The organism is Rhizobium sp. BK376 (assembly GCF_004341625.1).
GTDB lineage: Bacteria > Pseudomonadota > Alphaproteobacteria > Rhizobiales > Rhizobiaceae > Rhizobium.
Map to the genome: position 1 here is coordinate 537,084 of NZ_SLZG01000002.1, position 12,741 is coordinate 549,824.

12 protein-coding genes are annotated in these 12,741 nt (G+C 59.2%); 5 read left to right on the forward strand and 7 right to left on the reverse strand.

Annotation, left to right across the window (positions count from 1 at the left end):
* Window positions 1–61 precede the first annotated feature (61 nt).
* The 4 genes from EV561_RS07140 to choX all read right to left on the reverse strand — a co-directional run bounded on the left by EV561_RS07140 (window position 62) and on the right by choX (window position 3,896).
* Window positions 62–811 carry a pyridoxamine 5'-phosphate oxidase family protein gene (locus tag EV561_RS07140; protein WP_132519145.1) on the reverse strand — a complete coding sequence of 250 codons (750 nt, stop codon included), beginning with the start codon at window positions 809–811 and terminating at the stop codon, window positions 62–64.
* Between the two features lie 41 nt (window positions 812–852).
* A complete protein-coding gene (choV, locus tag EV561_RS07145; protein ID WP_132519148.1) occupies window positions 853–1,908 on the reverse strand; it encodes a choline ABC transporter ATP-binding protein in 1,056 nt (351 codons plus the stop codon).
* Window positions 1,905–2,798 (reverse strand): choline ABC transporter permease subunit, encoded by an 894-nt coding sequence (choW, locus tag EV561_RS07150; protein WP_132519151.1) that lies wholly within the window; start codon window positions 2,796–2,798, stop codon window positions 1,905–1,907. The genes choV and choW overlap by 4 nt, the downstream gene beginning before the upstream one ends.
* Before the next feature lie 135 nt (window positions 2,799–2,933).
* Entirely contained in the window at window positions 2,934–3,896 is a 963-nt protein-coding gene (choX, locus tag EV561_RS07155) for a choline ABC transporter substrate-binding protein (protein WP_132519154.1), read from the reverse strand.
* Window positions 3,897–4,133: 237 nt separating this feature from the next.
* Here choX and EV561_RS07160 point away from each other — a divergent pair, with 237 nt between their 5' ends.
* The 4 genes from EV561_RS07160 (at window position 4,134) to EV561_RS07175 (ending at window position 7,566) form a co-directional block, all read left to right on the forward strand.
* Window positions 4,134–4,715: a thymidine kinase gene (locus EV561_RS07160; RefSeq protein ID WP_132519157.1), complete on the forward strand. Its 582-nt coding sequence runs from the start codon at window positions 4,134–4,136 to the stop codon at window positions 4,713–4,715.
* Between the two features lie 103 nt (window positions 4,716–4,818).
* Complete coding sequence (locus EV561_RS07165; RefSeq protein WP_132519160.1) at window positions 4,819–5,208, forward strand: cytochrome c family protein; 390 nt, start codon at window positions 4,819–4,821, stop codon at window positions 5,206–5,208.
* An 84-nt stretch (window positions 5,209–5,292) separates the two neighbouring features.
* A complete protein-coding gene (locus tag EV561_RS07170) occupies window positions 5,293–6,318 on the forward strand; it encodes a hypothetical protein (protein WP_132519163.1) in 1,026 nt (341 codons plus the stop codon).
* Window positions 6,319–6,429: 111 nt separating this feature from the next.
* Complete coding sequence (locus EV561_RS07175) at window positions 6,430–7,566, forward strand: DUF2333 family protein (RefSeq protein WP_132519166.1); 1,137 nt, start codon at window positions 6,430–6,432, stop codon at window positions 7,564–7,566.
* A gap of 21 nt (window positions 7,567–7,587) precedes the next feature.
* On the opposite strand, the gene EV561_RS07180 is transcribed toward EV561_RS07175, so the two are convergent.
* From EV561_RS07180 to EV561_RS07190, 3 genes are all read right to left on the reverse strand, one after another.
* A complete protein-coding gene (locus tag EV561_RS07180; RefSeq protein WP_132519169.1) occupies window positions 7,588–8,043 on the reverse strand; it encodes a diguanylate cyclase in 456 nt (151 codons plus the stop codon).
* A 46-nt stretch (window positions 8,044–8,089) separates the two neighbouring features.
* Window positions 8,090–8,821 carry a LuxR family transcriptional regulator gene (locus EV561_RS07185; protein ID WP_132519172.1) on the reverse strand — a complete coding sequence of 244 codons (732 nt, stop codon included), beginning with the start codon at window positions 8,819–8,821 and terminating at the stop codon, window positions 8,090–8,092.
* Between the two features lie 136 nt (window positions 8,822–8,957).
* Window positions 8,958–9,419: an Lrp/AsnC ligand binding domain-containing protein gene (locus tag EV561_RS07190; RefSeq protein ID WP_132519175.1), complete on the reverse strand. Its 462-nt coding sequence runs from the start codon at window positions 9,417–9,419 to the stop codon at window positions 8,958–8,960.
* Between the two features lie 112 nt (window positions 9,420–9,531).
* Here EV561_RS07190 and putA point away from each other — a divergent pair, with 112 nt between their 5' ends.
* Entirely contained in the window at window positions 9,532–12,651 is a 3,120-nt protein-coding gene (gene putA / locus EV561_RS07195; protein ID WP_132519178.1) for a bifunctional proline dehydrogenase/L-glutamate gamma-semialdehyde dehydrogenase PutA, read from the forward strand.
* Window positions 12,652–12,741: the final 90 nt, after the last annotated feature.

Below are 12,741 nucleotides of genomic sequence, written 5' to 3' on the forward strand. Positions count from 1 at the left end.
CGGGGAATTTACCCGATGCTAAAAAATAGCAACACAGCCTGAAGATTGTATATACCTAAATTTAAGGTATCGAGTATTCTATTTTAGATATGTATGAATTTGGCCCATTATAGACCTCCAATTGGCTGTCAAACTCATATCGGAGCATGTTTTCGCCCCAAAAAAGGTCCAAACCGGCTGCATCCAGGCCACATATTCGCCCATTTCGATGCGACTTCTGGTTCAACCTTTCCGTGATTCCTCGGACTATCAGCGGATGCTGTTCTAGTAATTCTCGCACTATGATCTCGCGGTCACCCGCGATTGCCTCGCTTGCCGCAGAGCGAATTAGGAGGTCTTCCCCGGGCAGGAAATAGGCCTTTCCAAAGCCTCCATTGAGGCTCGCTGCGAGAGGCACGAGGCGGAAAAAGCAGAAATCCCGGAAGTCGATATAGAGCGCCGACTTGGGGTGGCGAGCCAAAAATCGTCCACGAAGGCGTGCATGAAGCGCGCTGTCATGGTTAACTTTTTCTGCCTGGCATTGCACACTCAATCGCGGATGCGCCAGCGGGTCTCCCTTGCCGGGTTCACCGGCGAGAAGCGAGGCGTGCGGATCGGCCAGGAGCGCTTTCGTATGCGCCGAAAGCGCCGATACGAGAATCACGGGTACGCCGTCGATATCGGTCCCCACCAGGGTGCGGCTGACGGAAGGAAAGCCGCTGTCGGGCTCGATGACGGCAAGAGGGGCATGCTGCGTCGAACGTAAAAGGATGCGCGCGAGCCTGCGCGCCTCCTCGTCCGTCTCCCGCAATACCGACGGTCTCTCGTTCATTATAGTCTCCAGTGCCTCGCCCGGGCGGCGAGGCGGATGGATCAGGCCTTTTCCCTGCGCCGATGGCTGGTCAGGCCGGCGACGATATCCTGTGCGGAAATCGTCCCGATAATGGCGCCGTTGTCAACCACGCCGATACTGCCCGGCTGGCGGGCGAGGGCGTCGAGAATATCGATCAGCGGCGTAGTGATTTTCGCAGTTGCCGTGACCGTGCTGCCGGCGGCCGCATGACCGAGGCCCGGCTGCATCACGTCCTTTGCGGTCAGCATGCTGATCGGGTTCATGTGCTGGACAAAGTCGGCGACATACTGGTCGGCGGGATTCTTGACGATCTCCTGGGGCGTCCCGCATTGGATGATCCGGCCGCCCTCCATGATGGCGATACGGTTGCCGATGCGAAAGGCTTCATCGAGATCGTGGCTCACGAAGAGGATGGTCCTCTTCAGGCGGCGCTGGAACTCCAGCAGCTCGTCCTGCAGTCGCGTGCGGATCAACGGGTCGAGCGCCGAGAAAGGCTCGTCCATGAGCAGAATCGGCGCTCCGGTCGCAAAGGCGCGGGCAAGACCGACGCGCTGCTGCATGCCGCCCGAGAGCTCGTTGACCTTGCGGTCGGCCCATTGCGTCAGATTGACGAGTTCCAACTGCTCGGAGACGCGCTTCTTGCGCTCCATCTCCCGTACACCGGCGAGCTCGAGCCCGAAGCCGACGTTCTCTGCCACCGTTCGCCACGGCAGCAAGGCAAACTGCTGAAACACCATGGAAACGGTGTGCATGCGCAGGTCCCGTAACGCCTTTGCGTTGCGGCTGTAGGGGTTGACCGGGCCGTTGGCCGATTGAACGGTGACATTGCCGCGGACCACCGGCGCGAGGCCGTTGACAGCGCGCAGTAGCGTGGACTTGCCGGAACCGGAAAGCCCCATCAGGACGAGTATCTCGCCTTCCTCTATTTCCAGCGAGGCATTGGCGACGCCAAGGACAAGCCCCGTCTGTGCGCCGATCTCATCGCGGCTTTTGCCGGCATCCGCAAGGGCCAGAGCGCGGTCTGGCTTGTTGCCGAAGATGATGCAGACATCGTCGAATTTGACCGCCGCCGTCATGCGGTTTCCCCTTCGTCAAAGAACTTGAAGATTCGGTCGAGGATGATGGCAAGAATCACGATGCACATGCCCGAATCGAAACCCATCGGAACGTTCATCTGACCGAGTGCTCGCTGCACCAGCGTCCCAAGGCCCTCGGCGCCGACCATCGAAGCAATGACCACCATCGACAGCGAGAGCATGATCGTCTGGGTGACGCCTGCCATGATCTGGGGAAGGGCGTAGGGCAGCTCCACCTTGGTCAGGACCTGCAGTGGTGCTGCGCCGAAAGCCTGTGCCGCCTCGATCAGCGCCGGCGGCGTCGAAATGATGCCGAGGCGCGTCAGCCGGATCGGTGCGGGGATCGCGAAGATCACGGTTGCGACCAGGCCGGAGACGGCGCCAAGGCCGAAGAGGATCAGTGCCGGGATGAGGTAGACGAAAGTCGGGATCGTCTGCATGAGATCCAGTATCGGACGTATGAAGGCGTAGAACCATGCCCGCCGCGCGGCCAGGATGCCAAGCGGCACGCCGATGACCATCGACACGGCCGTTGCCGCCAGCACCAGCGACAGGGTTTCCATCGCCTCTGTCCAATATTGCTGATTGTAGATCAGAAGCAGCCCGAGTGCCGTGAAGATCACCACGCCGATATGGCGGCGCACCAACCAGGCGATGAGACAGAATACGGCGATCATGAAGAAGGGATAGTAGGGCTCGAGGCCCGTGCCCTCCAGGAAGGAGCCGAGCAGGACGTAGAGCAGGCCGTCGATCGATTCGCCGAGAATGGTGGAGATCGCGTCAAAGAGGCCGGCAAGATTGTTCGTCAGCCAGTCGACGACGACCTGCGCCCCCTTGCCGATCTTGATCTTGTAGTTGTCGTCAAGCAGCCATGTTTGGAGCCAGTCCATAGCGTCCCCTCGCTGGAATTTACAGCATAACATCATGCCCAGCGCCGGCCGCACATTCGCATGTGCTGCGATGGCTTCCGGGCATATGTTCCGCCAAAAGGAAGGGCGGCAGGGCCGCCCCTCGTACCGTCGAGCTTAGAGGCCGAGCGCCTTCTTCACGGCAGCTTCTGCATCGCCGCCATCCTGGGTCGTCACGCCTGCGAGCCAGGGCTTGATGGTTTCTGGATGCGCCTTGAGCCACTTCTTGCCGGCGTCCTTGCCCTGCATGCCATCATCCATGATCGATCCCATGATCTCGTTTTCCATGGGAAGGGTGAAGGCAAGGTTCTGCAGGAACTTGCCGACATTCGAGCATTCGCTGGCATAGCCGGCGCGGGTGTTGGTGTAGACGGTCGCGCCGCCGAAGTTCGGGCCGAAGACATCGTCGCCGCCGGTCAGATAAGTCATCTTGTACTTTGTATTCATCGGATGCGGGGCCCATCCGAGGAAGACGATCGGCTTCTTGGCCTTGTCGAGCTTGGTGACCTGGGACAGCATGCCCTGTTCGGAAGACTCGACGACCTTGAAGTCCTTATCATTGAGGCCGAACTTGTGCGCACTGATCATGTCCAGCACGAGCTTGTTGCCGTCGTTGCCCGGCTCGATACCGTAGATCTTGCCGTCCAGTTCCTTTTCGTGCTTGGCGATGTCGGCAAAGTCCTTGATGCCGAGCTTGGCGCCGAACTCGTTGGTTGCCAGCGTGTACTTGGCGCCCTCGAGATTGGCACGGACGGTGTCGATCGTCTTGGCGTCAGAATACTGCTTGATCATGGGCGCCTGCGACGGCATCCAGTTCCCGAGGAACACGTCAAGCTGCTTGTTTGCAAGCGATTGGAAGACGATCGGAACATCGAGATCCTTGATGTCGGTCTTGTAGCCGAGAGCATCGAGGATAGTGGTGGCGGTTCCCGTCGTGGCCTGGATATCGGTCCAGCTCACTTCGGCGAAATGGATGTTGGCACAGCTTGCCGGTTCGGCAGCCGAGGCAGCGGAAGCTCCCAGCGTCAGCGCAGAAACGGCTGAAGCAAGGGCGAATGTCATTAAAGTCGTTTTTATCATTGTGTGACTCCCAGTCTAACGTTCCCAAGCAATCACCAATAACCGACATTTTCAAGCGGCCTGCGCGCATTTGCGGCGGTTTGGAGGTTCCGATTGCGACGCCTTCATTTTTATTGGCTTTTTCGCGTTGAGCGGCGACACCATAGAGCCTGCAAATGCATTTCCTGTGGTTTTCTCGCAAGACCGCTTTTCTTCTGCGGCCGCTGCTTTCATGAAGCGGAAATCAAGGAGAATCCCATGGCCAAACTGTATTTTCACTACTCGACGATGAACGCCGGGAAATCGACGATGCTGTTGCAGGCCTCCTATAACTATCAGGAGCGCGGCATGCGCACCGTGATCCTGATCGCCGCCTTCGACGAGCGCGCTGGCAGGGGCATCGTGTCGTCGCGCATCGGCCTTGAATCCGAAGCCATTCCTTTCGAGTCGCATGACGATCTCTTCGTGTTGATCGAAAGACTGCATTCGGAGGCACCGCTTGCATGTGTCTTCGTCGACGAAGCGCATTTCATGTCAACCGAGCATGTCTGGCAATTGGCCCACGTCGTCGACCGGCTCGGCCTGCCGGTCATGGTCTATGGCTTGCGCACGGACTTCCGCGGCAAGCTGTTTCCGGCATCGCAGGAACTGCTGGCGATCGCCGACGAGCTGCGCGAGGTGCGGACGATCTGCCATTGCGGCCGCAAGGCTACGATGGTGGTTAGGCTGGACAGCGAAGGAAATGTCCTTCACCAGGGCGCCCAGATCGAGGTCGGCGGTAACGAGAAGTATGTGTCGCTGTGCCGCCGGCACTGGGAAGAAGCTATGGGAGAAGAGTGAGGGCGCGCGACCCGTGTCATCGCGTCACCATCAAACCGTGGATGGCATGATTTACCGTGGGAAGATGATGCCAGCGATTCGGATAGCGATCCGGGGGAGAATGATGAGATTACACTGTCTGTTGATCGCTTCGGTGCTCCTCCTGTCCGCCAACGCTTCCCTTGCCGATGGTGACGCCAAGGCCGGCGCGCAGGTTTTCAAGAAATGCCAGGCCTGCCACACCGCGACCGAACCCGTGAACAAGGTGGGGCCATCGCTGATGGGCGTGGTTGGCCGTCCCGTCGCGTCGGTTGCGACTTACAGCTATTCCCCGGCCATGAAAGCCTTCAGCGAAGGCGGCAACGTGTGGGATGAGGCGCTGCTGCGCCAATATCTTCCCAGCCCGCAATTTCTCGTCAAGGGAACGCGGATGACCTTCCCGGGTCTTAGGAGCAACAAGGACCTCGACGATATAATCGCCTATCTGAAAAATCCTGCTGCTGCCGCGCAATAGGTCCCGATATTGGTTTCGAGAGCCGTTTTCTTTGTGCGTCCGGCAGGTTAGTTTCGAGCGCATCTGCATTCACGGAAAGTCCAAATGGCCAAGGCGTCGTCCTTTGCAAGTGATATCGACAAGGCTCGTATTGTCTTCGAGGATGCCTTCAAGGGCGTTGAGGCTTCGGGCGCGGCCCTGAAGGATCATTCCAGGGGCGATGCGAAGCTCGACGCCATCAATCTGCCGGTCGAAGAGGCGACGGTACGAGAGACAATTGCCCTGCTGGAACGATGGAAAGGGCAGGCGGCAGCGCTCGTCAAAGCCCTGGACATCGCGACCGCGACCGAGCAGCTTCAATTCGAGCGGCTGTTCGATGAGAATGCAGGCCGGGAGAAATCCGGGTTTCTTGCCCGCAGGATACATCGCGGTCGCGCAAATCCTCAATCGATCTCGTCGGATATCCGCCACCTGCTGTCGGTATCGACGTCTCTGGATGCCCTGCTGAATTCCGCCCGTCCTGCCATCCTCGAACACAATCGCAGCTCCGAAGATCATCTGCTGAGGATCATCGACCGACGTCAGCGGATCGATTTCGAAATCGAGGAATCGCAACGGCGGATCGACGTACTGATACCGAAGATCGCAGACCGAAAGAGCCGGATAGGATCCGCGCGCAATGCGACGACCCTCGCGAATTTCGAGGAAGATCTCCGTACACTTGTGGCGGAAGACGAAATGCATCGGGAGAGGGAACGCAGCCGTCTGCCGGAGCGCGAGACGCTTCAGCGCCTGATTGCGATCTACGAGGAATTCGTCGAAGCGTTGAACGCGCAGGTGGCTGCACTCAATGTGATGGTCAGCAAGCTCAGGCTCGATATCGAACAGCGCATCGCCCTGTTGAAGGCAGTGGAAGCCCAGGAGGCCGAAGGTATCCGGCACGAGGCTGTGCCTGATGTAGAGGTGCTGATCGCCGCTTTTGAAGCCAATGTGCTTGCCGGGTACAACCTTGCGGAACGCAAGGCGAAGGTCGATGCGGCTTTCGCGAGACGGTTGGAGCCGGAGCCGAAGCAGGCTGATTTGCCCTCTGAAGAGAGAGAGCCGGAAGAAGCGACACCGCCCGAGGCTTGACGTTGCCCGCCAAAAAATCTGGGGGACGCCGGTTGCCCTGTCGGCGGCAAACACATATCTCACCCATGCCAGCTGTAGCGAGCCTACAGTCCGACCCGCGAGGAGATTTGCATGCTTGATCCGATCGTTGCGTTCCTCGGACGGATTTTCCGCTCCATCGGACGCGGATTTGGAATTCTCACCGCTTGGGCTGTCTGGCCTTTTCTCGCAGCACACGGGTGGTATCGCCAGCGCAACTGGATCATCCAGGTCCCGATAGCCGCATTCGTTGCCCTCATGGTTGTGCTCTACGTCTATTTCATATGGCAGACGCAGGCGTGGACCGGCTTCGACACGCATTACATCGACAGCTACAAGCTCAGCGACCGCAAGTTGGGCGCAGGGCAGGCAGTGCAGGCTGCCGACAACAATGCGAACGGCGCCGCGCCAAAGACCTGCCAGACTTCGGCGGTCGTTGATGTAACGGCCGACCTCATCGACTTCAACGTCAACAAGAATGCCTGGATATCGTCGATGCTGCTCTACAAGCTGGGCTTCTTCGGCATCGATTGGGACGACACCCCGTTTCTCGACAACAAGGCCTCGTTCCAGCGTGGCGTCAACCAGGCTATCCGGCGCACGTCAGTGGAACTGGTCGACTCGCTCGGTCGCGTTCGCGGCACGTCGGGTATCAATGCCGATCTGCAAAGGGCTCGCGGCAATCTGCAGTTCGATGAAGGCAGCTGGTATTTCGGCGTTGCGCCATTCGGTCCGAAGACGCCGACGCCAAGCTATTATCGAGCCGCGATGAACAGTTTGCGCAAGTTCAACACGGACCTCGGCAATTGCAATGCCACTTTCGACAGTCGTGCGGACAATCTGATCGAATTCATCGATCGTATCACCAGCGACCTCGGCAACACTTCCGATATCCTGGCTGAGCGTTCGGAGAACCACAATTACGGCTGGTTCGACATGCGCGCCGACGATCGCTTCTGGTTCGCCTATGGACAGCTCTACGGCTATTACGGGATATTGAGCGCCGCGGGCGCGGATTTCTCGCAGGTCATTGCCGAGCGAAACGTGGGTGCGCTCTGGGGCGATACGATGAAGCAGTTTCAGGCTGCCCTGAAGATCCAGCCGTTCATGATCTCCAATGGGCGGGAGGATGGCTGGATCATGCCGAGCCATCTGGCAACGATGGGCTTCTATATTCTCAGAGTGCGCTCGAACCTCGTGGAGACGAGGGCAGTTCTCGGAACGCGGTGATGTTTCGACGGGGCTGCCTTATCAGGGTAGCCCGTCCTTCTCCGTGAAGCCGATGATGTTAAGCTGCTCGGCGAATTCATAGGTGATGCCGATGAGGTCGCCGCTTGTCCCCGGAATGTTGCGGAATTCAGCGACGGTGCGGACCATCTTATATCCGCCCATGCCGTTCTTGACGCGATAGGCGTGATGAAAACCCGTCTTGTGCAGGCTCGCCAGCTCGTAGGTTTCCATCATGTTCTGCTTGTCCTCTTCGTGGACACGCCCCATCGTCTCGACCAGGTTCATGGGACCAGTCGAAAACGGCAAGTCGAAAATGCGATACACGTCTTCGGAAGCGAAGAAATGTCCCGCATCCAGGTCGAGGCGCCAGAAACCGAAGTTTCTGTACGCGGATACCATCTGAACGATTTCCGCATCGCTGATCCCTACATGGGACCGATCCTGAATGGTGGGCTTCGGCTCGAATCGAACAGGCACAAGACTTCCCACTGCGATTATTTCGCTGAAGCTGCGTTGCGAATTGTCAGCTTATGAGCTTCAGCCTGATGGCTTTAGCTACCAACTGCGTGCGATTCACGCAATCCAGTTTTTTAATGGCATTGGTCATGTACGCGTTAATCGTGTGGTCCGAGAGGGAGAGGATCTGGCCGATTTCGATCGATGTCTTGCCCTGCGCGGTCCAACGAACCACCTCCAACTCGCGGGCCGAAAGCGAATGTGGCGGAGAGACATTGCCGCGCTTGATGGAATTGTAGCTGTCCGATGCTTGCAACATGATCATTGCAAGCTCGTTCATCTCGCTCTGGCTGAGGCTGGTGCGGTTTCCCGAGAACCAGAAGATCAACCGTTGGCCGTCGGTGGAGTTCACTGGAACGGTTATGCCCATCGATTGTTTGTAATTGACCAGCAAAAGCTGGAAATCGCGGGAAAACTCCATCTCCGGAATCGGCGCCTTTTCCCCCATATGCCAGGATTGCGGCAAAACTGAATGGCGTGCACGAGTGATCATCGTGCAGCTTCGAAGCATTTGTCCCTGGTCAAGATCGCGCACGAAGGATCGCGGCATCGAGGCTTCGATGATCAGCGGCCCGAGCATAGCATCTTCGGGCGCCGGCGCGTTCATCAGCAGGAAATAATTGAAGCCGAAAGCAACCGTCGTCCGCTCCAGAGCCTGGAGAAGCGCGCTTTGCGTCCGGGCTGTCGCCAACTCGGCGGAAAGCAATATTTGTCTCTCGGCGGTAATCATATAGGACATTAGTGGGTAAGTGCCTATCGAGTGTTACCGCTATCAAATAGCGGAATTAAAGGGGAATGCTAGCCTTAAAATTAGCGGCTGGAGCACACGTTATGATATCTTCATATGATCAATGGGTTGCCCGTACCTTGCATTTCTAAACAGGAAGAAGCGAGGTCCCTTTTACTTCCTCCATGACGGCATAGGTATGCGTTTCCCGTACTCCCGGCAGGGGCAATATGACCTCGGAGAGGAATTGCCGGTAAGCCTCCATTCCGGCGACACGCGCCTTGACGAGATAGTCGAAGCCGCCGGCGACCATGTGGCACTCGATGACATCATCGCTGCGCTTCACCGCGGCTGAAAAGGAATCGAAGACATCAGGCGTCGTCCGGTCGAGCTTGACCTGTACGAAGACGAGGAGAGATCGACCGAGCTTTTCAGGCGAGAGGATCGCCATGTAGCCGATAATGTAGCCGTCGCGTGTCAGCCGCTTCACTCTTTCGGCTGTTGCCGTCGGCGACAGGTGAACGCGGTCAGCGAGCTCAGTGTTCGAGAGGCGTCCTTCCTTTTGCAACGCGCGCAGGATCTTTCTGTCGAGACGGTCAAGTTCTTTCAATTTTCACTGCCTTGTCGGTAATGTGCAGATAATTCTGCTGCAATGATGCGCTATTTTGGTGAAAAGCACCAGAAGCCTATAGCTATGTTGCTGAAATCACGGAGAATCCTTCATGCCGAGTCAGACTTCGCCAGCAATGCCACTTTTCAATGCCCCTTTCGCCGGAGACGACGACCGGCTTCTCAATCGCTTCGCCGACGAGCTTTCCTTTTCCGAGAGCCAGGATGCCGCCATCGACAAGCGCGCTTCCGGCATGATCGAGGCAATCCGCGCCAATTCCGGTTCGATCGGCGGGGTCGAGGATTTCCTGCGCGAATACGGACTTTCAACGCGCGAAGGGCTCGCCCTCATGGTTCTCGCCGAGGCGCTGCTGCGCGTGCCTGACGCGCTGACGCAGGACAAGCTGATCGAGGACAAGCTGAAGGAAGGCGGATGGAGCGAGCATGAGGGCAAGGCCGAGAGCTGGTTTGTTTCGGCCTCGGCATGGGCTCTTGGCATCTCGGCCCGCATTCTGCGTCCCGGCGACACGCCCGAAGGCGTCGTGCGTGGCCTCGTAAAGCGGCTCGGCCTGCCGACCGTGCGCAATGCGACCAAGCAGGCGATGCGCTTCCTCGGCTATCATTTCGTTCTCGGCGAAACCATCAAGGATGCGCTGTCGCGCGCCGGCAAGAGCGAGGAGAAGGGCTATCGCCATTCCTTCGACATGCTGGGCGAGGGTGCCCGCACGGCTGAAGACGCCAAGCGCTATTTCCAGTCCTATGCCATGGCGATCGAGGCGATCGGCACCTGGCTTGCGAAGAACGGCAAGGGCAAGCAGTTGCCGGATCGCATGGGCATATCAGTCAAGCTTTCGGCGCTGCATCCGCGCTATCTCGCCACCCATCGCGACCGGGTGATGGAGGAACTCGTACCCGATCTCCTGAAGCTCGCGCAGATGGCCAAGGCCCATCAGCTCAACTTCACCGTCGATGCCGAAGAGGCCGATCGCCTGGAACTGTCGCTCGACGTCATCGCCGCGGTCTTTGCCGATCCGTCGCTCGACGGCTGGGATGGTTTCGGCCTTGCGATACAGGCCTATCAGAAGCGCGCTGTCGGCGTTATCGACTATATCGACGAACTCTGCGCTAGATATGATCGCCGGATGATGGTGCGCCTCGTCAAGGGCGCCTATTGGGATACGGAAATCAAGCGAGCGCAGGAACGCGGTCTCGACGATTATCCGGTCTGGACCCGCAAGCAGGCGACGGACCTTTCCTATCTCGCCTGCGCGCAACATCTGCTTGACAAGCGGGCGCGCATCTTCCCGCAATTTGCGACGCACAATGCGCTGACGGTATCCACCATTTTGGAACTGGCCGGCAACGATCGCTCCGGCTTCGAATTCCAGCGCCTGCATGGCATGGGCGAGGCGCTCTATAACCACCTTCTGTCCGGCAATGACCGGATTGCCTGCCGCATCTATGCGCCTGTTGGCGGCTATCGCGACCTGCTTGCCTATCTCGTTCGTCGCCTGCTGGAAAACGGCGCGAACTCCTCATTCGTGGCGATGGCCGGCGACAAGAACGTGCCGATCAAGGCTTTGCTGGAACGGCCGGCCACCAAGCTGCAGCTCGATGTCGGCGCAAGCACCCGCAATGGCAAGATCCCCATGCCATTGGATCTCTACGGCAAGCGCAAGAATAGCGCTGGCCTGGAATTCGGGCATCGTCGGACGCTCGCAAAGCTGCAGGCCAATGTCGGCAAGGGCGCGGGCAACATCAAGGCCGAGCCGCTGATCCCCGGGGTCGTTCTCAAGGGATCGGAAGTCCCGGTCGTTTCGCCGTCGGATCACGCAAAGACCGTCGGCACTGTCCACAATGCGACGGCGGCCGATGTTGACAAGGCCTTCGCTGTTGGCGCCAAGGGCTTCAAGGCCTGGTCGCGCAAGCCTGTCGAAGACCGCGCTGCTGCGCTCGAGCGCATGGCGGATCTTCTGGAAAGCAATCGCGACCGGCTGCTAGCCCTCTTGGCGGCGGAAGGCGGCAAGACGCTGGATGACGGCATTGCCGAAATCCGCGAGGCGGTCGATTTCTGCCGCTACTATGCCGGAGAGGCGCGCCGCCATTTCGGTTCGCCACAGAAGATGCCGGGACCGACCGGCGAGGACAATCGCTACCTTTGGCGCGGTCGCGGGGTCTTTGCCTGCATCTCGCCTTGGAATTTCCCGCTTGCCATCTTCCTGGGACAGGTTTCTGCAGCGCTGGTGTCCGGCAATGCCGTCATCGCCAAGCCCGCGCCCCAGACACCGCTGATCGCTTATGAGGCGGTTAAGCTCTTCCACCAGGCCGGTGTGCCCGAAGACGTGCTGCTGCTCGTGCCCGGAGGCCCCGATGTGGGCGCCGCGATCACCGCGCATCCCGCCCTGGCTGGCGTTGCCTTTACCGGCTCGACGAAGACCGCCTGGGCGATCAACCGGGCGCTGGCTGCCAAGGATGGCCCGATCGTGCCGCTGATTGCCGAGACCGGCGGCCTCAATGCGATGATCGTCGATGCGACGGCGCTGTCGGAGCAGGTGGCAGATGACGTCATTCTCTCCGCCTTCCGTTCCGCCGGCCAGCGCTGCTCGGCGCTGCGGTTGCTGTTCCTGCAGGAAGACGTTGCCGAACAGATGACGACCATGATCGAAGGGGCGGCGCGCGAGTTGAAGCTCGGCGATCCGAGCCTTGCCAACACCGATGTCGGCCCGATCATCGACGACAAGCAGAAGGCGATGCTGGAAACGCATATTGCCGACATGCAGAAGACGCAGAAGGTGCGCTTTGCGGGCAAGGCGCCCTCCGGAGGCAGCTTCTTTGCCCCGCACATCGTCGAGCTGGACAAGGCCGGCGCACTGACGAAGGAAGTCTTCGGGCCGGTGCTGCACATCGTCAAGTGGAAGGCGAGGGACCTGCCGAAGGTGCTCGCCGAGATCGATGCTTCGGGTTACGGCCTGACGCTCGGCGTCCACAGCCGCATCGAGGCAACGGTGCGTACCGTCGCCGATGCCCTCGACACCGGCAACGTCTACGTCAACCGCAATATGATCGGCGCGGTCGTCGGCACGCAGCCATTCGGCGGCTCCGGCTTGTCGGGCACCGGCTTCAAGGCGGGCGGCCCAGCCTATTTGCTGCGGTTTGCGCTGGAGCAGGTCGTCTCGGTCAACACCGCAGCGGCGGGCGGAAATGCCAGCCTTATTGCGATGGGAGAAGGCTGAGCCGCGAAAACGTCCGGGTCGAGCGCTTGTGACTTGCAGAAGCCTAGCGTCATTGCTATCGATCGCTGAAATGCGGCTGCAACCGGTGTT